At 73.3% G+C, this 20,650-nt stretch carries 19 protein-coding genes and 2 pseudogenes; 8 read left to right on the top strand and 13 right to left on the bottom strand.

Annotation, left to right across the window (positions count from 1 at the left end):
• Positions 1 to 14: 14 nt before the first annotated feature.
• On the bottom strand, positions 15 to 545 hold the full coding sequence (locus Phou_RS39530) for a GNAT family N-acetyltransferase (RefSeq protein ID WP_173067315.1): 531 nt from the start codon (positions 543 to 545) through the stop codon (positions 15 to 17).
• Between the two features lie 202 nt (positions 546 to 747).
• On the opposite strand from Phou_RS39530, the gene Phou_RS39525 reads away from it, so the two are divergent.
• Positions 748 to 2,097, top strand: a complete 1,350-nt coding sequence (locus Phou_RS39525; protein ID WP_173067312.1) for an MFS transporter — start codon at positions 748 to 750, stop codon at positions 2,095 to 2,097.
• Positions 2,098 to 2,288: 191 nt separating this feature from the next.
• Here Phou_RS39525 and Phou_RS39520 read toward each other — a convergent pair whose 3' ends face one another.
• Both Phou_RS39520 and Phou_RS39515 read right to left on the bottom strand, forming a co-directional pair.
• The gene (locus tag Phou_RS39520; RefSeq protein WP_173067309.1) at positions 2,289 to 2,663 is read right to left on the bottom strand and encodes a RidA family protein; all 375 of its coding nucleotides are present in this window, start codon (positions 2,661 to 2,663) and stop codon (positions 2,289 to 2,291) included.
• Positions 2,664 to 2,669: 6 nt separating this feature from the next.
• A complete protein-coding gene (locus Phou_RS39515; protein ID WP_246274250.1) occupies positions 2,670 to 3,929 on the bottom strand; it encodes an amidohydrolase/deacetylase family metallohydrolase in 1,260 nt (419 codons plus the stop codon).
• Positions 3,930 to 3,981: 52 nt separating this feature from the next.
• Here Phou_RS39515 and Phou_RS39510 point away from each other — a divergent pair, with 52 nt between their 5' ends.
• From Phou_RS39510 to Phou_RS39500, 3 genes are all read left to right on the top strand, one after another.
• Positions 3,982 to 5,148, top strand: coding sequence for an alanine racemase (locus tag Phou_RS39510; protein ID WP_246274248.1), 1,167 nt, complete (start codon positions 3,982 to 3,984; stop codon positions 5,146 to 5,148).
• 105 nt (positions 5,149 to 5,253) lie between these two features.
• Positions 5,254 to 5,619 (top strand): spore germination protein GerW family protein, encoded by a 366-nt coding sequence (locus tag Phou_RS39505; RefSeq protein ID WP_173067300.1) that lies wholly within the window; start codon positions 5,254 to 5,256, stop codon positions 5,617 to 5,619.
• Between the two features lie 111 nt (positions 5,620 to 5,730).
• Positions 5,731 to 6,573 (top strand): universal stress protein, encoded by an 843-nt coding sequence (locus tag Phou_RS39500; RefSeq protein ID WP_173067296.1) that lies wholly within the window; start codon positions 5,731 to 5,733, stop codon positions 6,571 to 6,573.
• A gap of 146 nt (positions 6,574 to 6,719) precedes the next feature.
• Here the strand turns inward: Phou_RS39500 and Phou_RS39495 are convergent, their stop codons facing one another.
• The 8 genes and pseudogenes from Phou_RS39495 to Phou_RS39470 form a co-directional block, all read right to left on the bottom strand.
• Entirely contained in the window at positions 6,720 to 7,412 is a 693-nt protein-coding gene (locus tag Phou_RS39495; RefSeq protein WP_173067292.1) for a hypothetical protein, read from the bottom strand.
• The gene (locus Phou_RS39490; protein ID WP_173067288.1) at positions 7,409 to 8,137 is read right to left on the bottom strand and encodes an ATP-binding cassette domain-containing protein; all 729 of its coding nucleotides are present in this window, start codon (positions 8,135 to 8,137) and stop codon (positions 7,409 to 7,411) included. The genes Phou_RS39495 and Phou_RS39490 overlap by 4 nt, the downstream gene beginning before the upstream one ends.
• A gap of 23 nt (positions 8,138 to 8,160) precedes the next feature.
• Positions 8,161 to 9,063 (bottom strand): NADP-dependent oxidoreductase, encoded by a 903-nt coding sequence (locus Phou_RS39485; RefSeq protein WP_173067285.1) that lies wholly within the window; start codon positions 9,061 to 9,063, stop codon positions 8,161 to 8,163.
• Positions 9,064 to 9,100: 37 nt separating this feature from the next.
• Complete coding sequence (locus tag Phou_RS39480) at positions 9,101 to 11,593, bottom strand: DNA topoisomerase (ATP-hydrolyzing) (protein ID WP_308784944.1); 2,493 nt, start codon at positions 11,591 to 11,593, stop codon at positions 9,101 to 9,103.
• Positions 11,579 to 12,280: pseudogene (locus Phou_RS55145) on the bottom strand (LAGLIDADG family homing endonuclease); the annotation flags it as partial. The gene Phou_RS39480 and the pseudogene Phou_RS55145, both read right to left, overlap by 15 nt.
• A 12-nt stretch (positions 12,281 to 12,292) precedes the next feature.
• Positions 12,293 to 12,553 (bottom strand): annotated as a pseudogene (locus tag Phou_RS55140) (DNA gyrase subunit A); the annotation flags it as partial.
• A gap of 15 nt (positions 12,554 to 12,568) precedes the next feature.
• On the bottom strand, positions 12,569 to 14,605 hold the full coding sequence (locus Phou_RS39475; protein WP_246274246.1) for a DNA gyrase/topoisomerase IV subunit B: 2,037 nt from the start codon (positions 14,603 to 14,605) through the stop codon (positions 12,569 to 12,571).
• 66 nt (positions 14,606 to 14,671) lie between these two features.
• Positions 14,672 to 15,418, bottom strand: coding sequence for an SDR family NAD(P)-dependent oxidoreductase (locus Phou_RS39470; RefSeq protein WP_173067279.1), 747 nt, complete (start codon positions 15,416 to 15,418; stop codon positions 14,672 to 14,674).
• A 120-nt stretch (positions 15,419 to 15,538) separates the two neighbouring features.
• Between Phou_RS39470 and Phou_RS39465 the strand changes: the two genes are divergently transcribed.
• Genes Phou_RS39465 through Phou_RS39455 form a run of 3 tightly spaced genes read left to right on the top strand, consistent with a single transcriptional unit; the run spans position 15,539 to position 18,522 of the window.
• On the top strand, positions 15,539 to 16,378 hold the full coding sequence (locus Phou_RS39465) for a helix-turn-helix domain-containing protein (protein ID WP_173067276.1): 840 nt from the start codon (positions 15,539 to 15,541) through the stop codon (positions 16,376 to 16,378).
• 33 nt (positions 16,379 to 16,411) lie between these two features.
• Positions 16,412 to 17,929 carry a DHA2 family efflux MFS transporter permease subunit gene (locus tag Phou_RS39460; RefSeq protein WP_173067273.1) on the top strand — a complete coding sequence of 506 codons (1,518 nt, stop codon included), beginning with the start codon at positions 16,412 to 16,414 and terminating at the stop codon, positions 17,927 to 17,929.
• Positions 17,926 to 18,522 carry an acyl-CoA-like ligand-binding transcription factor gene (locus tag Phou_RS39455; protein ID WP_173067270.1) on the top strand — a complete coding sequence of 199 codons (597 nt, stop codon included), beginning with the start codon at positions 17,926 to 17,928 and terminating at the stop codon, positions 18,520 to 18,522. Before Phou_RS39460 ends, Phou_RS39455 begins: the two co-directional genes overlap by 4 nt.
• A 59-nt stretch (positions 18,523 to 18,581) precedes the next feature.
• On the opposite strand, the gene Phou_RS39450 is transcribed toward Phou_RS39455, so the two are convergent.
• Together Phou_RS39450 and Phou_RS39445 are read right to left on the bottom strand one after the other, a co-directional pair.
• Positions 18,582 to 19,190: a hypothetical protein gene (locus Phou_RS39450; RefSeq protein WP_173068989.1), complete on the bottom strand. Its 609-nt coding sequence runs from the start codon at positions 19,188 to 19,190 to the stop codon at positions 18,582 to 18,584.
• A gap of 474 nt (positions 19,191 to 19,664) precedes the next feature.
• On the bottom strand, positions 19,665 to 19,997 hold the full coding sequence (locus Phou_RS39445) for a DMT family transporter (protein WP_218579494.1): 333 nt from the start codon (positions 19,995 to 19,997) through the stop codon (positions 19,665 to 19,667).
• 64 nt (positions 19,998 to 20,061) lie between these two features.
• Between Phou_RS39445 and Phou_RS39440 the strand changes: the two genes are divergently transcribed.
• Positions 20,062 to 20,619 carry a TetR/AcrR family transcriptional regulator gene (locus tag Phou_RS39440; protein ID WP_173067264.1) on the top strand — a complete coding sequence of 186 codons (558 nt, stop codon included), beginning with the start codon at positions 20,062 to 20,064 and terminating at the stop codon, positions 20,617 to 20,619.
• Positions 20,620 to 20,650: the final 31 nt, after the last annotated feature.

The raw sequence follows: 20,650 nt of genomic DNA, 5'->3' as shown, positions 1-20,650 counted from the left end.
CGGCGCGGTCCGGATCAGTCGACGTCGCCGGGGCGCAGCCGGAAGACCTGCAGGCGCAGCCCGTAGTACTTCTCGGTCTCGCCGACCCACTGCATACCGATGCGGCGGGCGGTGGCGCCGGCCCGGTCGTTGGCCGGCCGGGCGACCGCGAAGATCTCGTCCTGCCCCTCCTCGAACGCCCACTGGGCGAGCCGGCGACCGGCCTCCGCCGCGTATCCCTCACCCCAGGCGTCGGGCCGCAGCTGCCAGCCCATCTCCAGGTCCTCCCCGCCGGGCGGGAGCGGGAGCAGCACGGCGCCACCGATGACCTGCTTGTCCTCCAGCCGCTCGATGGCCCACCGGCCGGCCGGGGTGAACAGCCGCTGGTCCTCGGCGATCCACTGCTGCAGGATCAGCCGCATCGCGCCCAGGTCGGAGACCGTGTCCATGGCCGGACTGAGCCAGCGCGCCACGCCACCGTCGCCGTAGACGCCGAGTGCTGCCTCGGCGTCGTCGACCTCCCAGGGGCGCAGGGTCAGTCGCTCGGTTGTCAGACGTCCAGCCACCTGGCAACTCTATCCGCGGCGCGGCGCAGGACGACACGCCGAGTGTGGGAGCACACCGACCTGACGGCCGGCGGCAACCGGCCGTTCACCCATCCTCTGTCCGGTTTGCGCGGTGAGTCGGAAAGCCCGGTCCCAGAGATCGCGAGACTCTGTCGCACATCACGAATGGATAACGCAGAAACAGGGCCTACGCTAGGTCGTCATGGCCACCCGCGACACCCACAACCTCCGCTCCGTGCTCGCCGTCCGCGGCTTCCGGAGACTGCTGGGCGTGCGGCTGTCCAGCCAGCTCGCGGACGGCCTCTTCCAGGCCGCCCTCGCCGGCAGCGTGCTGTTCAACCCGGACCGGCAGACCAGCGCCATGGCGATCGCCGCGGGCTCGGCGCTGCTCGTCACGCCGTACTCGCTGATCGGGCCCTTCGTCGGCGTGTTCCTGGACCGGTGGAGCCGGCGCCAGCTGGTGGTCTTCACCAACCTGCTGCGGGCCGCGCTGGTGCTGCCCGCGGCCGCCCTGATCAACGGCGGCGGCAAGGGGGTCGCGTTCGTGGTGGTGGCGTTCGCGATCATCGGGCTCAACCGCTTCCTGCTGGCCGGCCTGTCCGCGGCGGTGCCGCACGTCGTCGAGGACCGGCGCCTGGTCACCGCCAACTCGCTGTCCGGCACCCTCGGATCGATCTGCTTCTCCGCCGGCCTCGGCATCGCCGTCCTGCTGATCAACGTGCTGGTCTCCGCGGGCGACTCCGGCTACGCGGTGATGGCGCTGGTCGCACCCATCGGGTACGTGGCGTCCGCGCTGCTCGCGTGGCGCTCGTTCCGGGTCGACGAGCTCGGGCCCGACCACGTGACCGCCCCTAAGCGCGCACCGATGCACTCGGCGATCGGCGACGTGGTGCGCGGCATGGGCGACGGCCTGGCACACCTGGCGAGCAAGCGCGGCGCGGCGTACACGATGGCGGCCAAGGCGGGCTTCCGCGCGCTGTTCGGGGTGCTGACGCTCGCCATGCTGCTGCTGTACCGCAACTACTTCGTCACCGACGACGACGTGCACGACTCGATCACGGGGCTGGCCTTCGTGGTGGTGGCCGGCACCCTGGGCGTGATGGTCGCCGCGCTGGTCACGCCGCCGGTGACCCGCCGGATCGGCGGCTGGCGGTGGGTCGCGGGCCTGATCGCCGGGATCGCGATCGCGCTGCCGCTGACCGTGTCCTCCTTCACCCAGCCACTGCTCGTGGTGGCGGTCTTCTGCGTCAACATCGCGGCGCAAGGCACCAAGATCGTGGTGGACACGTCGATCCAGCACGAGTGCGACGACGACTACCGCGGCCGTGTCTTCGCCGTCAACGACACGACCTACAACCTCTCGTACGTCCTCGGCCTCTTCGCCGCCGCCCTCACCCTCCCCGCCGACGGCCACTCCCCCACGGCGGTGTTCATCGTCGCCGCCGGGTTCGCGCTGATAGCCGGCTGGTACGCCGTGGTCGCCGGCCGCTGGGCCCGCCGCGTGGGCGACGACATAGCCCAACCCGACCCCGTCCCCACCCCCGTCGGCTAGCCTGCCCCGCGCGCGCGTCCCCCGCGCGTTGACCCATCTGCGCGTTGACCCCTATGGGCGTTGATCAGGGAGTTGGTGGGCGTGTCGGCCGGCGCGCCGTCCCACAAAGTCCCTGATCAACGCGCAGAGGGGCCTCGCACAGAGGGCCGCGCGCAGGGGGCCGCGCGCAGGGGGCCGCGCAGGAGCGGGGGTCAGGAGCCGGTGTAGAGGACTGCGTCCGCCTCGATGTCGAAGCCGGTCAGGGCCACCGGCAGCGTGGTGCGGACCGGCGGCACCGGGCCGGCGAAGTACTCGGCGAAGATCTCGTTCATCTCGGCGAAGTCGTTCCACTCGCGCAGGTAGACGCCCACCCGCACGGCGCGGTCGAGATCGGTGCCGGCGGCCTGCGCCGCCCGCGCGAGGTTGGTGAACGCGGCGCGCGCCTGCTCCGCGAACGCCCCGCGCACCCACGATCCGTCCGGGAGCCGCGGGACGGCGCCGGCCAGGTACACGAAATCTCCGGCAATGACCGCCTGGGAGAACGGGCCGCCGGGCGGCGCCGCCTGGTCGGTCGAGATCGCGCGCATGCTCGGTCATCCTTTCCTGGTTCGGGAGAACTGCTCGCTGAGCCCTTCCGGCCCGACGAGAGGCTGGCCGAGGAGGTCCCGCAGCGCCTTGTCGCGCCGCTCCAGCGCCGCCCGCTGCGACTCGGTCAGCGGTACCCACGGTGGCGGCGGCTCCGGCAGCGCCGGCGGGAGGGGACGCCCGGCGCGGTAGGTGGCGAGGTTCCGCAGCCGCTCCGGCGCCTGGCGCACCTGCCCGTGCGCGTCGACGACCGGATACGGCCCACTCTCCACCGCGAACACCGCCACATCCGCCGGCGCTCCCACGGCGAGCGTGCCGACCCCGCCGGGCAGGCGCAGCGCCGCCGCCGGCGTCACGGTGGCGGCGGCCACGACGTCTTCCAGCGCCATGCCCGCGGCGCGCAGCTTCGCCATCGTGGTGGGCAGGTCGAACACCGGCCCGTACCGGCACCGCACGTGCAGGTCCGTGGAGACGGTGTGCGGCGCGAGCCCGGCCGCGAGCTGCTGCTCCAGCACGTCGAACGCGAAGCCGCCCGCGCCGTGCCCGATGTCCAGCAGCACGCCCCGCTCGTACGCGGCGCGCACCACCGGCCCCGCACCGGTCGCGGCCACGCCGCTGGCGCAGTGGGTGAGGATGTCGCCGGGGCGCAGGAGGGGAAGCACGTCGGCGGGGCCGGGCGGGCCGGCCGCGACGTGCACCATCACCGGCAGGCCGGCCGCGCCCGCCACCTGGAGGGCGCGTTCGAGGGGGCGCAGCCCGTTGGCGCCCACCGTCTCGCGGTCGATCCGCACCTTGACGCCCACGACGAGGTCGGGGTGGCGGGCGACCGCGTCCAGCGCCGCGTCGACGTCGACGTGCTCCAGGTCGGTGGACTCGCCGGTGCGGCCGGTCAGGCCGAGCGCGGAGACGTTGAGGAGCGCGCGGACCCGTACCCGATAAGCGTCGGCCGCGGCCCGCAGCGCGTCGATCCCCCACGCCCCCGCGGAGCCCGCGTCGACCCACGTCGTCACGCCGGAGTGCCAGGCCACCGGATCGGGGTGGATGCCCCAGTAGGTGGCGCCCGGATGCACGTGCGTGTGCAGGTCGACCAGCCCGGGCGCGACCAGGCAGCCGGTCACGTCGACGACCTCGCGCGCGTCGTGCGGCGGCAGCGCGGACGCGACCGCGGAGATCCGACCGCCCCGGACCGCCACGTCGTAGCGGCCGACGTGCCCGCCGCCCACGTCGATCACGCGTCCGCCAGCCAGCAGCAGGTCGTGGATGGTCACCGCTCCTCGTCGGGCGCACATAAGATCAGCACGGGATCTTATCGGAGGTGCGGTGCTACTCGACAAGGGATTCTGGGGATCCGACAGTCCGGTGGGACAGAGCCTGTTCGGGGGTAGCTTCGGGTGGCCCCTGCTCGTGGCCAGGGCCGCCGCGGTCGACCGCAACATCGCCACCATCGCGGCGTACGCGGAGCGTCACGGCCTGCTCCTCGCCCCGCACGGCAAGACCACCATGTCGCCCACGCTCTTCGCCGCGCAGCTCGCGGCCGGCGCGTGGGGCATCACGGTGGCGACCGCGCAGCAGGCCCGGGTGTGCCGCGAGTTCGGGGTGCCGCGCGTGCTCGTGGCCAACCAGATCCTCGACCCGGCCGCGCTCGCCTGGGTCGCGGCCGAGACCGACGCCGGCCTCGACCTCTACTTCCAGGTCGATTCACCCGAAGGGGTGGCGGCCGCCGCGGCCACGACCGGCGTCCGCCCGCTGCCGGTCCTCGTCGAGATCGGGTACCCCGGGGGCCGCACCGGCTGCCGCACCGCGTCCTCGGCCCTCGCCGTGGCCCACGCGGTGGCCGCCTCGCCGCGGCTCACGCTGGCCGGCGTCACCGGCTACGAGGGCGGCCTGCCGGACACGGCGGCGGTGGCCGCGTTTCTCGACCAGCTCCGCGCCGCCGCGGCCGAGCTGTCCGAGCTGCTGCCGCCGTCGGTCGTCGTGTCCGCGGGCGGCAGCGCCTGGTTCGACGTGGTGGCCGCCCGACTGCCCGGCGACTGGCTGCCCGGCCACCAGGTGGTCCCGGTGCTGCGCAGCGGCGCGTACATCACCCACGACGACGGCTACTACCGCGAGCACACGCCGTTCAACCGGGTGCGTGGCGAGGGCATGCTGGACGCGGCCCTGGAGGTGTGGGCCCAGGTCATCTCGACGCCCGAGCCGGGCGTGGCGATCGCCGGCATGGGCAAGCGGGACGCGCCGTTCGACGAGGGGCTGCCGGTGCCGCGGGCGGTCCGCCGGCCGTCGGGCGAGGTGGTGCCCGCGGACGGCCTGCACGTGACCCGCCTGATGGACCAGCACGCGTTCCTCAGCGTCGACGGCACCGGTGTCGCCCCCGGCGACCTGGTGCGCTTCGGCATCTCCCACCCGTGCACGGCGTTCGACAAGTGGCGCGCGATCCCCCTCGCCGACGACACGGACCTGGTCGTGGACGTGCTGCGTACGTACTTCTGAGCCGCCGCTTCCCGCGCTTTGCCCCCGGCCGCCTTGCGGGGATCGCGCCCGGAGGGTTGCCAGAGGGGCGACGATGGGCGAAGACGAGACCTGGAGGTGTACGCCATGACGGACACGGCAGCGCGGACGCTGGAGCTGCTCGACAAGATTCGCGGCGGCATGACCGCCGGCACCGTGGTGTCGGAGCCGATCACGCAGGACGGCCTGACCGTCGTGCCGGTCGTGCGCGTGCTCGGCGGGGGTGGCGGCGGTGGTGGGACCGGCGCCGGTACCGACGGCGGCGAGGGTGACGGGACCGGCGCCGGCTTCGGTGTGTCGTCGCGGCCGGTGGGGGCGTTCGTCATCAAGGACGGCACGGTCCGCTGGCGCCCGGCGGTCGACGTCAACCGCATCATCCTGGGCGGGCAGGTCGTCGCCGTCGTGGCGCTGCTGACCATCCGCGCGATCGTCAAGGCCCGGCACAAGCGCTGACGCCCCGGGGCCTGGTGCGGTGGCCACCGCGCTAGCTCGTTCGGGGTGAACTGCCCGCCGGATTCGCCCGTTTCGGGTGCTTCGCCCGTCCGCGGTGCCTACGTTGTAAGGATGCCTGAGTCCGCACCACCGATCGTCGTCGGCTTCGACGCGTCCGACGGCGCCCACGCGGCGCTGCGGTGGGCGATGGACGAGGGCGCCCGCAGCGGGCGGCCGGTCTCTTTGGTGTTCGCGTTCGACTGGCCGGTGAACACCGGCGTGGCGGGCCTGGCCCCCGCCTTCTGGCCGGACTACGGCGCCCAGGAGGAGGCGGACGAGGTCGTCGTCGCCACGGTCGCGGAGGCGCGCCAGGCTCACCCGGGGGTGCCGCTGACCGGCACGGTCGTGCCCGGCGCGGCCACCGCCGTCCTGGTGGAACGCTCGCGGCAGTCCCACCTGGTGGTGCTCGGCGGGCGCGGCGCGGGCGGGTTCGCCGGCCAGCTGATCGGCTCGACGAGCATCAGCGTCTCCACCCACGCGCACTGCCCCGTCGTCGTGGTGCGCGGCCGCGAACCGGCCGCCAACGCCCCGATCGTCGCCGGCGTCGACGGCTCGGACTACGCGCTGATGGCGCTGGAGTTCGCGTTCGCGGCGGCGGCCGGACGTGGCACGGGCCTGCGCGTGGTCCGCGCCGCCGAACGCTCCGGCACGCGCGGCGACGAGGACCGGGCCGCGACCGCGGAGCTGGTGGCACGCTGGCGCGACAAGTACCCGCAGGTCGCCACCAGCGTCCACATCGACTCCCGCCCGCCGGCCGAGGCGCTGGTGGATGCCAGTGGCGGCGCGCAGCTCGTGGTGGTCGGCTCCCGCGGCCGGGGCGGCTTCCGCGGCATGCTGCTGGGCTCGGTCAGCCAGCAGCTGCTCTACCACGCCGACTGCCCGGTCGCCGTCGTCCGCGAGCTGCCCGCCCGCTGAGACCCACCCGCCGAGGCCCGCCCGCCAGCAGGCCGCCCGCTAAGGCCCGCCCACACGGTGAGCCCGCCCGCGGGCGGCCGCGCGATAAGGCCCGCACCCGCGGTGAGGACCGTCCGATGTCAGAAGCGGACGTCGGCGGTACCACGTCAGGTGTTGCGGCGACGGAGGGTGACGTAGCCCGCCAGGGCGACCCCCGCCCACGCCGCCGCGACCGCGGTCTGCAGCGCCAGCGGACCCGCCGCCAGCCCGTCCACAGTGGCGCGGGCGGTGGGCAGCAGCGGCGGCGCGAGCCACGGCACCGGCGAGTCCTTGGTGCCCACGACGAAGGCGAGCACCGTGCAGCCGGCCAGCACCGCGAGCCCGCGCGCCGCGTTGCCGACCGCGGCGCGGCTGGCCAGCGCACCCAGCAGCAGCGCGGGCGGCACCAGCAGCAGATGGGCCCACACCCCCGCGCCCACGCCGGCGGCCAGGGACGGGTCGCCGGGGTCCTCCGGGCCGGTGATGCCGCCCAGCGGCCACGGCAGTGCCAGCGCGACCGCGACGAGGGCGAGCGCGGGCACCAGGGCGGCGAGCAGGCCGGCGCCGATCTCGCGGGCCAGGCCGCCGGCGGCCACTGTGGACAGCTGCCGCTGGGTGTCGGGCTCCACGTTGAACAGGATCTGGGTCTGCCACGCCATCACCGGGAAGAGGACGGCGGCGGAGAAGCCGTACGCCTCGGCGGCCTGCGCCCGCCCGCCGCCGTAGATGACGCCGAGCACGACAAGGACGCTGAGCAGCGGGGTTAGGGCGCGGCCGGTGCGCAGGAACGCGGCGAGCCGCAGGCGGACGAGGGCGCTCATGACGGTGTGCGCACCCCCAGGACCCGGTGCCCCGCCGCGCGCAGGCTCGCCACGGCGGCGTCCACGTCGGAGCCGGCGACCGCCACCTCGATCACGCACTCGACGGGCGCCAGCGCGGGCGCGGCGAGCGTGCCGTCGGCCAGCTCCCACGTGCGCACCTCGGGCAGCGACGCCACGCCGCCCAGGTGGTCGCTGATCAGCACCCGGCCGCCGCGGTCGAGGGTGTCCCTCACGATCGCCGGGATCTCGGCGCGGGTGGCCGCGTCCAGGCCCTCCCACGGCTCATCGAGGATCAGCAGGTCGGGGCGGTGCACCAGGCCCTGGATCAGGCCGACCTTCTGCGCCGACCCCTTGGACAGCTCGGCGAGCGGGCTGTCCAGCAACCCGTCAAGATGCAGCCTGGCGGCCCACTCACCCACCGACCGGACCGCGTCGGCCGGCGCGAGGCCGTGGACGGCGGCCATCCCCAGCAGGTACCGGCGGGCGGTGAACGGCTGGTCGGCGGGGAACCGCTCCGGCACGTACCCCACGCGGGCCGGCCGGTCGCGGACCGCGCCCCGCTGCGGGCGCAGCAGCCCGGCGGCGAGCTTCAGCAGCGTCGACTTGCCCACCCCGTTGCGGCCGACCACCGCGACCGCCTCGCCCGGCGCCACCGAGGCATCGACGCCCCGCAGCACCCACGGCTCACCCCGGCGGTACCGGAGCCACACCCCGTCCAGTCGCACCGGTCGATGATGCCACGCGAACCTCAGTCCACCAGCAGCACGATCTTGCCGCGGCCGTGACCGGACTCCAGCGCGCGGTGCGCGTCGGCCGCCCGTTCGAGTGGATACGTATGCCGGACGTGGAAGCGCAGCTCACCCTTGGCGTACAGGTCGGCCAGCGCGGCCAGCCGCCCCGCCGAGCGCACCCCCTCCACCACCCGCACCCCCAGCTCCGCGGCGCGGGCGTGGTCGACCAGCGTGAGGATCCGGCCCCGGTCGGCGACCAGCGCGAGCGACGCGTCCAGCGCCGCACCGCCCGCACCGTCCAGCGCCACCGTCACGCCGAACGGTCGCAGCCGCTCGACAAGCCCCTCCCCGTACGCGACCGGGGTGGCCCCCAGCTCCCGCAGGTAGTCGTGGTTGTCCGGCGCCGCCGTTCCCACCACCCGCGCGCCGGACCGCGCCGCGAGCTGCACCGCCATCGTGCCGACCGCGCCGGCCGCCCCGTGTACGACGAGCACGTCACCCGAGCCGACACTCAGTGCCTCCAGGGCGAGCGACGCCGTCTGCGCACCCGCCGTGAAGCCGCCGGCCACCTCCCACGGCATCGCCTCCGGCTTCGCCGTCACGTGGTCGGCCGGCACGACGAGGTACTCCGCATACGCCTGCAGCTGCCCGAACCCGAGCACCTCGGCACCGGCGGACACCCCCGTGACGCCCGCCCCGACCTCGTCGACCACCCCGGCGAACTCGTTGCCCGGGATGCGCGGCAGCGGCCGCGTCCAGCCGGGCGGTGTCCACCCGGCGCGCACCGCCAGGTCGTACGGCTGCACGCCGGCCGCACGCACCCGCACCCGCACCTGACCGGCACCCGCCCGCGGAGTGTCCACCTCGGACACCCGCAGCACCTCGGGTCCCCCGTACTCGCTGAATATGGCCGCCCTCATACAGACAGCCTGCGACCTCAACCGCGCTTGAGGTCAATCACCCGCGCTCTATGAGGTGGCCCACAACAGCCGGGCCGTACATCGCGGCGCCCGACCCGTCACGCCGCATATCCACCTCCGGCAGCGTCACCGGCTCGCCGCTGCTGCTCGCCGCCGCCGGCCGCGGGCCCACCCAGGCCAGGGCCAGCCGCCGCTCCCCCTTGAGGAAACGCTGCGTGCGCACGCCGCCGGTCGCCCTGCCCTTGCTCGGGTACGCCGACAGCGGGGTCACCTTCACACTGCCGCCGCTGGAGGTCACCACCATCGGGTCGCCGTGCTCGGGATCGTCGGTGCGCACCGCCCCGAAGAACACCGCGTGCGAACCGGCCGTCAGGTTGATGCCGGCCATGCCACCGCCCTTGAGTCCCTGCGGGCGCACGAGGTTGGCCGGGTAGTACAGCAGGGAGGTGTCGGAGCTGACGAACGCGAGCATCTCGGCGCCGTCGGTGAGCCAGGTCGCCCCGACCACCTCGTCGCCCTCGCGCAGGGCGATCACCTCGAACTCGTCCGAACGCACCGGCCACTCCGGCGCGCACACCTTCACCACACCCTGCTTGGTGCCGAGCGCGAGACCCGGCGACCCCTCGCCGGCGAGGGGGGCGAGGCCGATCACCGTCTCCCCCGCGGCCAGCGGCACCAGCTCGGACGCGGACATGCCGCCGCTGAGCGAGACGGTGCCGGTCTGCTCCGGCAGCACCGGCAGGGGCAGCACGTCGGTCTTGAACGCCCGCCCGTGGCTGGTCACCAGCAGCACCCGGCCGCGGGCGGTCGAGTGCACCAGCGCGCGCACGCTGTCGTGCTTGACCCGGCCGCGGCGGCTGCGCCCCTCCGCCGCCTCCTCCGACTCGACCGCGGTGCGCGCCACCAGGCCGCTCGCCGACAGGATCACCTGGCACGGGTCGTCGCCGACCTCCAGCGGCCCGGACGGCACCGACGCCGCGAGGGTCTCCTTGAGGTCGCCGTCGATCAGCGTGGTGCGCCGCTCCCGCGCGAACTCCTTCGTCACCGCGGCAAGCTCGTCCGACACGACCTTCTTGAGCACCTCGTCGTCGTCGAGGATCTTGGAGAGCTCGGCGATCTCGCCGCGCAGCTTCTCCCCCTCGGTCTCCAGCTCCAGCCGGTCGAACTTGGTCAGCCGCCGCAGCGGAGTGTCCAAAATGTACGTCGCTTGGATCTCGGAGAGCTTGAACTGGCTCATCAGCCCGTCCTTGGCCGCCTGCGCGTTTTCGCTCGCCCGGATCAGGCGCACCACCTTGTCGATGTCGAGCAGCGCGATGAGCAGGCCGTCGACGAGGTGCAGGCGCTCCTCGCGCTTGCGCCGCCGGTAGGTGGTGCGGCGGGTGACGACCTCGTACCGGTGGGCGAGGAAGACCTCCAGCAGCGCCTTGAGCCCCAGCGTCTGCGGCTGGCCGTCGACGAGCACGAGGTTGTTGACACCGAACGACTGCTCCAGCGGCGTGAGCCGGTACAGGTCGGCGAGCAGCGCCTGCGGGTTGACGCCCACCTTGCACTCGATGACCAGGCGGGTGCCCGCCTCGCGGTCGGTGAGGTCCTTGACGTCGGCGATGCCCTGCAGCCGCTTGGTGCGGTTGACCTCCTCGGTGATCCGCTCGATCACCTTTTCGGCTCCCACACCGTACGGCAGCTCGGTGACCGTGATCGCCTGCCGCCCGCGGCTGCCCTCCAGCGGCCCGATCTCCACCTTGCCGCGCATGCGCACCACGCCGCGCCCCGTCTCGTACGCCTTGCGCACCTCGTCGAGGCCGAGCAGCAGCCCACCGGTCGGCAGGTCCGGCCCCGGCACGAACGTCATGAGCTTGTCGAGCGTCGCGTCCGGATGCTTGATCAGCCAGCGCGCGGCCGCGACCACCTCACCCAGGTTGTGCGGGATCATGTTGGTGGCCATGCCGACCGCGATGCCCGAGGTGCCGTTGACGAGCAGGTTGGGAAAGGCGGCCGGCAGCACGGTCGGCTGCTGCAGCGACCCGTCGTAGTTGGGGTAGAAGTCGACGGTGCCCTCGCCCAGCTCCCCGACGAGGAGCATCGCCTCCCGCGACATCCGCGCCTCGGTGTACCTCGAAGCAGCCGGTCCGTCGTCTGGGGACCCAAAATTTCCGTGCCCGTCGACGAGGGTCGCGTTGAGCGAGAAGTCCTGCGCCATCCGGACCATGGCGTCGTAGATGGCGCTGTCGCCGTGCGGATGGTACTTACCCATGCAGTTGTGCACGACGAAGCCCTCGGCCACGAAGGCGTGCTCGTCGCTGCCGACCTGGATGTCGAACGTGGTGTCGGGCTCGACCTCCTCGACCGACTCGACGCTCAGGAACGCCGCCTCGGGCCATGCCTGAGCGGCGAGGGCGGCGAGGGCGGCGTGCTTGTCGCCGACCCGCACGGCGGGCAGCAGCGCGGCGGCGAGCGCCGCGGCGTCACGGCCGGAGACGGCGAGGCTCCCGCAGCGGTAGCCGCCGTGGATTCCTACGTCGGCCAGCATCGAGTAGAGCTGGCGGATCAGGCGGTCGCTCGTGCTGGCGAAGACGATCTCGCGGTCGCGCACGTGTCCGTCGCCGTCGAACAGGCCGGCCAGGAACGGCACCCAGGTGGCGCGGTCGGCGAGCACGTCCGCGGGCACGGCCCTCGCCGCGCCGGGCGGGGTGGCCACGGTCAGCAGTCCCTCGTGCGGGGGGAACGTGAGGATTAGCTCGTCCTTGTGGTGCGGCTGCTTCGCCGCGCGTTTGTCCCGGGAGGCGTCCAGCCCGGCCTCGATCGCCCACGCGTGGGCGGCGTCGACCGGTCCGGTCTCGTGCGAGTGGAGGCTGACCCGCCCGCCGGCGGCCGCCGGGCTCGCGGCGGCCACCAAGCCGCGCACGTACGCGTACAGGTCGTCGCCCGGGGTCAGAAGGTCGTGCCGCGCCGCGCCGAATCCGACGGTGCGGCGGCCGGAGAGGTCGCGCGCGGCCACCCACTCGGTGTCGAGGTCCGCCCCCACGGCCCGGAAGCGCTGGCCCGGCGTGACGAGCATGGTGTGGCCGTTGGACCAGCGGACGCGGACCAGGTCGGAGAGCGGGTTTTCGTAGACGGCGGTGACCGGCACCGCGTGCCCCTGCACGTCCAGCACGAGGTCGCCGACCTCGACCTGCTCGATCGGCCGCAGGCCGGCCGGGGTGGAGACGAGGGTGCCGCGCACGAAGCAGTCGCCGACCACGCGGGCGGACTTGACGTGTGGGCGGTCCGGGCGGTGGCCCTGCTCGTACATCGAGAAGAGGATGCGGCGGTGGACCGGCTTGAGGCCGTCGCGGGCGTCGGGGAGGGCTCGGGAGTGGATGACGGAGACCGCGTACTCCAGGTAGGAGTCCTCCACCTCCTGGATCAGGGGGTTGTCGACGACCGTCGCGCCCGCCCGGTCGAAGGCGGAGAGGTCCACAGTGGACCCCTTGTCCTTGCGGCGTGCCATTGGTTCGCTTCTCCCTTACGCGTCGATGGCGTCGCGGTCGACGCGTGCCGCCTGGTCGATCAGCCACGCGCGGCGCGGGGGCACCGCGTCGCCCATCAGCAGGTCGAGCACCCGCTCGGCCGCGTCGACGTCCTGCATCGTGATGCGGCGCACGGAGCGGGTGGCCGGGTTCATCGTGGTGTCCCACAGCTCGTCGGCGTCCATCTCGCCGAGGCCCTTGAACCGGGGCACCGGCGTGACCACCTGCTTGCCGGACTTTTCCAGCTTGGCGACCGTGCCTTCCATCTCCGCCTGGGTGTAGGTGTAGATGGTCTTCGGGTCGCGCCCCTTGGTGGTGACCTTGTGCAGCGGCGGCATGGCGGCGAAGAGGCGGCCGGCCTCGATGACCGGGCGCATGTAGCGGGCGAAGAGTGTGATCAGCAGGGTGCGGATGTGTGAGCCGTCGACGTCGGCGTCGGCCATGATGAGGATCCGGCCGTAGCGCAGCGAGGTGAGGTCGAACGTGCGGCCGGAGCCGGCGCCGAGCACCTGCACGATCGCCGAGCACTCGGCGTTGTCGAGGACCTGCTGCAGGTTGGCCTTCTGCACGTTGAGGATCTTGCCGCGGATGGGCAGCAGTGCCTGGTACTCCGAGGAGCGGGCGAGCCGCGCGGTGCCGAGCGCGCTGTCGCCCTCGACGATGAACAGCTCGCTGCGCTCGACGCCGGTGGAGCGGCAGTCGACGAGCTTGGCCGGCATGGACGCGCCTTCGAGGGCGGTCTTGCGGCGGGCGGCGTCCTTCTGCTGCTTCTGGGTGAGCCGCACGCGGGCCGCGTCGACGATCTTCTGCAGGACGGTGCGCGCCTCGGCCTTGGTCTTGCGGGCGTCGACCCAGCTTTTCAGCTGCTGCTCCACGACGCCCTGGATGACCCGGGTGATGCCGGCGGTGGAGAGCTCGTCCTTGGTCTGCGAGGTGAACTGCGGCTCCGGGATCCGCACGTGCACGACCGCGGTCATGCCTTCGAGCACGTCGTCGAGTACCGGCGGATCCTCTTTGGGTTTGAGCAGGCCGCGCGTGTTGCGCACGGCCTCGACCAGGGCGCGGGTCGCGGCCCGCTCGAAGCCCTTGCGGTGGGTGCCGCCGTGCAGGTTGCGGATGGTGTTGGTGAAGCACTCGACGGTGCGCTCGTAGCCGGTGCCCCAGCGGAGGGCGACCTCGATCTCGGCCTTGCGCTCGACGTTGGACTGCATGACGCCGTTTTCGTCGGCGGCGTTTTCCCGGTAGGACCCGGATCCGTTGATCAGGACGGTGCCGCAGACGGGCCGGTCTCCGGCGGGGGCGAGGAACTCCACCATGTCGGAGAGCCCGTTGGGGAAGTGGAAGGTGTCCTTGCCCTCGGCGTGGGTCAGCACGTAGGTCACGGTGGGGACGAGGAACGCGGTGTTGCGCACCTTGGACCGCACCGCCTCCACGTCGAGCGCGGCGCCGGTCTCGAAGTAGCGCGGGTCGTGCCAGTACCGGATGGAGGTGCCGGTGGGTTTGCCTGCGCGGAGGCGGCCGGTCACGCGCAGGCCGCTCTGCGGGGTGAACGGCGCGTCGGGCCCGGTGCCGTCGAAGACGCCGGGCTCGCCGTAGCGGAAGGACATCTCGTGGACCTTGCCGTCCCGCCGGACGGTGACGTCGAAGCGGCGGGCGAGCGCGTTGACCGCGGAGGCGCCGACGCCGTGCAGGCCGCCGGAGGTCTTGTAGCCGGAGCCGCCGAACTTGCCGCCCGCGTGCAGCCGGGTCAGCACCAGCTCCACGCCGGACAGGCCGGAGCGGGCGTGGACGTCGGTGGGGATGCCCCGCCCGTCGTCGTCGACCTGCACCGACCCGTCGTCGTGGAGGATCACCTCGACCCGGCTGGCGTGGCCGGCCACGCCTTCGTCGGTGGAGTTGTCGAGGATCTCGTTGACCAGGTGGTTGACGCCGCGGCTGTCGGTCGAGCCGATGTACATCCCGGGGCGCTTGCGGACAGCGTCGAGCCCCTCGAGGTGCGTGAGGTCGTCCGCGCCATAGAGGGTCTCGGTCACCGTGCTGCTCCCGTATCGTGCGGCTGCGTCGCGGGCCAGCCTAACGGCCAGCCCCGACAACACCCCTCACGAACCGCCAGTGACGGCCACCACCTGCCCGTTCACCCCGGTGTTGGCGGCCGAGCCGAGGTACACGACGGTGCCGGCGACCTCGGCCGCGTCGAGGAGGCGGCCGAGCGGGCTGAACGCGGCGTACGCGTCGCCGGCCGCGTCCACGATGTGCCCGTTCGTGTCGGTACGGGTGAGGCCCGGCATGACCACATTGGACAGGATGTCGCCGTCCCTGCCCAGGTTGAAGGCGACCGAGCGGCTGAAGCCGTGCAGGGCCGCCTTGGCCGCGCCGTAGTACTCGCCGCCGGCCATCCCGTCGGTCGCGATGCTGGAGGAGATGTGCACCAGGCGCCCGAACCGGCGCTCCCGCATCGCCGGTGCGACCGCCCTGGTCAGCTGGATGGCGCCCTCCACGTTGGGGCGCACCACGGACAGCCAGCTCTCCTCCGCCAGCGACTCGAACGGGCCTTCGGAGAGGGCCTCGCCGCCCCACTGGACCGCGTTGTTGACCAGCACGTCGATGCGCCCGGTGCGGTCCAGCACCTCGCGCACCAGGTCGGCGGCCGAGTCCGGTTCGTCCAGCGCGTACCGGACCGCGACCGCGTCGAGGTCGCCGGCCAGCCGTTCGGCGGCCTCCTTCCCTGAGTGGTAGGTCAGGACGACGCGCGCGCCCTCCGCCGCGAAGCCGCGCGCGATGTGGCGCCCGATGCCGCCGGTGGCCCCGGTCACGATGACCGTGCGGCCGTTGAGTCCCAGATCCATGTCGTGCTCCTCTCGGTTCGAGGACCAACCTGCTCGTCCTGGGCCGGCGCAGGGAGACCGCGGTGAGAGTGGCCCCGCGAGGGCCACGCTGGGGGCGGGCGCCGCGGATAGGCTCGGCCCATGAGTGAGCTGGGCGAATATCTGCGCGGCCGCCGCGAGGCGATCACGCCCGCGCAGGTCGGGCTTCCGGACGGGCCCCGCCGCCGTACGCCGGGGCTGCGCCGGTCCGAGCTCGCCACGCTGGCCGGGGTGAGCGTGGAGTACCTCACCCGCCTGGAGCAGGGCCGCGACCGCCACCCGTCGCCGCAGGTGCTGGGCGCGCTCGCGGACGCGTTGCACCTGGACGCCGACCAGCGCTTTCACCTGCACCTGCTGGCCAAGGACGGCAGCGGGCCGATCTGCGCGGGCCGGGCCGTTCCGGCGAGCACGGTACGGCCGACGGTGCGGGCGTTGCTGGAGCGGCTCGAGCCGGCGCCGGCGTACGTGGTGAACCGGCTCGGCTCACTGATCGCGTACACGGCGGGGTTTCGGCGGCTGGCCGGCCCGGTGGGGCTGCTGGACGGCGACCCGCCGAGCCTGCACCGCTTCCTGTTCACCGACCCGCGGGCCCGCGCCGCGTACCCGGACTGGGAGCGGCGGGCGGACGAGGCCGCGGCGGCGCTGCGGTTCGAGTCGCGGGGCGGCGGCGGTGACGAGCACACGCGCGAGCTTGTCGACTGGCTGAGTGTGGCGGCGGGCGCGCCTTTCATCCAGCGGCTGTCGCGGCCGCCGGCGCTGGCCGCCAGTACCGGGGTGGACCTGCTGGTGCACCCGGAGGTGGGCGAGCTGCGCCTGGCGTACGAGACGCTCGACCTGCCGGCCGGCGACTACCAGCGGCTCGTGGTGTACCTGCCGGCGGACGGGCGGACCGAGGCGGCGCTCGACGCACTCACGAACGAGGTGATGGTCGCCACCTTTTGACAGCACCTAGATTTTGGCAGTTACTCTCATTTCATGGCTGCTATCAAGTCACGCTGGTGGGCGCTGATCGCGCTCGCCCTCGCCACGCTCGCGATCGGCCTGGACGCCACCGTGCTGAGCGTGGCGCTGCCGACCCTGGCCCGGGACCTCGACGCGTCCACGGGCGACCTGCAGTGGTTCACGAACGCGTACCTGCTGGTCATGGCCGCGGCGCTGCTGCCGGCCGGCATGCTCGGCGACCGGTTCGGGCGCAAGCGGATGCTGCTGGGCGCGCTCGCGCTGTTCGGCGCCGCCTCGCTCGCCTGCGCGTACGCCACCTCGACCGGCCAGCTGATCGCCGCGCGTGCGCTGCTCGGCCTCGGCGCCGCGGTGCTCATGCCGCTCACCGCGGCGGTGCTCACCGTGCTGTTCACGCCGCAGGAGCGGCCCCGCGCGCTCACCATCTGGGTCACCGCGAACGCGCTCGGCGTCCCGCTCGGCCCGCTGGTCGGCGGCTGGCTGCTGGACAACTTCTGGTGGGGCTCGGTCTTCCTGATCAACCTGCCGCTCGTCGCGGTCGCGATGCTCGCGGTCGGCGCGCTGGTACCGGAGTCCCGCGGCGACGAGCGGCGCGGCTTCGACCTGCCCGGGGTGGTGCTCTCCGCGGTCGGGCTCGTCGCGCTCACCTACGGCGTGATCGAGGCCGGCGAGCGCGGCTGGGGCGACGCCCGCGCGCTGGTCACGATGGTCGCCGGCGCGGCGGTGCTGGTGGCGTTCGCGGTGTGGCAGCGGCGCGCCCGCGCACCCCTCGTCGACCTCGACCTCTTCCGCTCGCGCGGCTTCACCTGGGGCGCGATCCTCGCGACGGTGGCGACGTTCGCGATGTTCGGGCTGCTTTTCACTCTCCCGCAGTTCTTCGGCACCGTATACGGCACCGACGCGTTCGGTACCGGCCTGCGCCTGCTGCCGGTCATCGGCGGCCTGATGGTCGGCGCCCGCCTGGCCGGCCGGATCGCGGAGCGGGCCGGCGCCAAGGCGGTGGTCGCGGCCGGGCTCGCGGTGATGGCCGCCGCCCTCGGCGCCGGCACCGCGACGGGTGCCGGCACCGGATACGGGTACGTGGCCGCGTGGATCGCCGTCGCCGGCGTGGGGCTCGGCTTCGCGATGCCGCCCGCGATGAACGCCGCGCTCGGCGCGCTGGAGCCCCGCCGCAGCGGCGTCGGGTCCGCGCTCATCCAGGCGATGCGCCAGGTCGGCAGCGCGATCGGGGTGGCGGTGCTGGGCACCGTGCTGAACGCCGCCTACCGCGACGGCCTGCCCGCCGGTGCCGGGGACGCCGTGCGCCGCAGCGCCACGGGCGGTGTCGAGGTGGCGGCCCAGCTCGGTTCGCCGGGGCTGCTGGAGTCGGTCCGTACCGCGTTCGCCGCCGGGATGGACGCCACGCTCGCCGTCTCCGCGGTCCTGGCCGCCGCCGGCGCGGTGCTCGCGCTGCTCTTCCTCCCGGCGCGACCCGCGCCGCACGCGGGCCAAGACGCCGAACCGGCCCCGCTGCCGGCAGAATCGACGGTATGACGACCACCCCCGGCCTGCGCGAACGCAAGAAGGCCAAGACGCGTGCCGCGATCCAGCGGCACGCGTTGCGGCTGTTCCAGGAGAGGGGGTACGCGGCGACCACGATCGACCAGATCGCCGAGGCGGCCGAGATCTCGCCGAGCACGTTCTTCCGCTACTTCCCCACCAAGGAGGACGTGGTCCTGCTCGACGGCTACGACCCGATCTTCATCGAGGCGGTGCGCAACCAGCCGCCGGAGCTGAGCCCGCTGGCCGCGATCCGCGCCGGCATCCGGGAGGTCAGCGGCCGCATGTCGCCGGAGGAGTGGGCGGCCGAGCGGGAACGCCAGGAGCTGGTCCGCACGGTGCCCGAGCTGCGGGCCCGGCACCTGCAGCAGTACGTGCAGGCAATCGAGCTGGTCGCCGGCGTGATCGCGGAACGGTCCGGCCAGCCCGACGACCACCCCGCGGTACGCGCCATGGCCGGCGCGGTGATCGGCGTGTCCCTGGCCGCCACACCGCACGTCATCGACGGCTCGCACGAGCTGGCCGACTACAGCTGCATCGACGAGGCGCTGGCGCTGCTGGAAGCCGGCCTGCCACTGCCGGGGTAGGCACACACGACGCGGCCGGGCCCTCGCGGTGAGGGCCCGGCCGGTACAACGTCACGGCGTCAGCTGGTCCAGTGCTCGGCCACGATCTTCGCGGCCTGCGACTCCCACTGCGCGTAGTGGAACGGGAACGCCGACACCTGCACCGCCTGCGCGGCGTCGGTCAGCGGCATGTCACGCCAACCGTCCACGTTCTTCAGCGCGGACAGGAACGCGATCGTCGCGTACTCCGGATCGGTGATCTGCGACACCGAACCCCAACCCGCCGACGGCCGCTGCTGGAACAGCCCCTGCGAGTCATGGTCGTTCAGCTCACCCAGATGACCCAGGTTCTCCAACTTGGACTCCTGCAACGCAGTGGCGATCGCCACCACAGCCGCACGCTCGTCCAAGCCAGCCTTCTTCGTCGCCGCCATAATCGCCTTCGCGTTCGTCACCTGCTCACCCGAAAGCCCGATGTACGACTGCTTGCCCTGCACACCGTGCGGGATCAGCTTCGCCATGCTCGGCTTGTCCGAACCGACCTGCGCCACCGCGACCATCGGCGACTTCGCCGCCTGAGCCGGCTGCGCCGGCGAAGCAAGCGCGGCCGTCGACGGACCGATCAGCACGCCACCGGCGAACGCGAAACCCGCGACCGCGGTAACCGTCTTACGCAGCATCGTGTTCATGCTCGACAACTCCAATCCAGGGGGATGCGCAAGCACACGCGAGATTCCAGGGGGATGCGCACGCACGCGCGAGCACCTTTCGGCGCTGTCAAAAGGGGGAACTCTGAACGCCCGGCGGTCTCTTCTCACCGGCGCCGGTCAGTCAACGACCCGAACCGGCGCGCCATTCCCACCGGACTTCGCCCACCGCCGCGGCCTTGCCGGGCCTATCTCCGTGGGCCGCATGCACAACGACGCCCGGCCGCGCGCCATTCCGCCCGGCGACCGGACATCCGGTCGCGGACCGCGCTTAGCGGACGCGGGGGCCTGCCGCCCGCCCGATGAGGCGCCGGCCGCACCGGATGCGAGGTTTCGCCTGGCGGCCCGGTGGCGGCCGCGGTGTTCCTGGTCGTGGCGGTGCCCAGCGAGGCGATCGTGGTGGGCGTGCGCACGTTCGCGGCACAGGGCAACCCAGCCAAACGCCGACGTCGCGGGTCAGGCGGGTGACGTGACGCGCGCAAGGACGATGCCGGCGACGATCAGGGTCAGCGCGGCCAAGCGGCCCGCCGAGACCGGGTCGTCGTGCACCACGACGCCGAGCGTGATCGCGCCCACCGCGCCGATGCCCGTGAACACCGCGTACGCCGTGCCCACCGGGAGTGTGCGCATCGCGTGTGAGAGCAGGTACACGGCGCCGGCGCCGAGGACGAAGCAGGCGGCCGTGGGCAGGGGCCTGGTGAAGTTCTGCGTCGGTTTGATGCTCTGCGACCAGACGATCTCGACCAGGCCGGCGGCGACAAGGATCAGCCAGTTCACGGAAACCTCCAAGTGGACACGATGTCCACTTAACGCTAGGACGGAAGCGGACGGGGCGTCCAGTAAGGTGGGCCACATGACCGAGCGGGCCGACGCGGCGCGCAACCGGGCCAAGGTGCTCGATGCCGCGGCCCGCCTGTTCGCCGACCGCGGCGCGGCGAACGTGACGATGGAGGACATCGCCCGCGCGGCCGGCGTCGGGCGGGGCACGCTCTACCGGCGGTACCCCGACCGGGCCTCGATCGCCGTCGCGCTGCTGGACGAGCACGAGCGGGCGCTGCAGGAGCAGCTGCTGCGCGGGCAGGCGCCGCTCGGACCGGGTGCGGCGCCGGCGCAGCGGTTGGCCGCGTTCTACCGCGCGATGGTCGACCTGCTCGAACAGCACGTGCACCTGGCGCTGGGCGCCGAGGTCGGGCAGAGCCGCTTCGCCACCGGGGCCTACGGCTTCTGGCGCGCCCACGTGGGCAGCCTGCTCCGCGCGGCCGGCGCCCCGGAGGCGCTCACCGACTCACTGCTCGCGCCGCTCGCCCCAGACGTGTACGACTACCAGCGCCGCGACCGGGGGCTCACGCCGCAGGCGATCGGGGACGCTCTGGCGGTACTCGCCGAGCGGGTCTTGACCGGCGAGCGGTGAGCCGTAATAGTTAATCAACTTACCTAACCAT

The sequence above is a fragment of the Phytohabitans houttuyneae genome (assembly GCF_011764425.1).
Taxonomy (GTDB): Bacteria; Actinomycetota; Actinomycetes; order Mycobacteriales; family Micromonosporaceae; genus Phytohabitans; species Phytohabitans houttuyneae.
The sequence above is the reverse complement of the archived record's forward strand: the minus strand, read 5'-3'. Positions and strand labels throughout refer to the sequence as shown.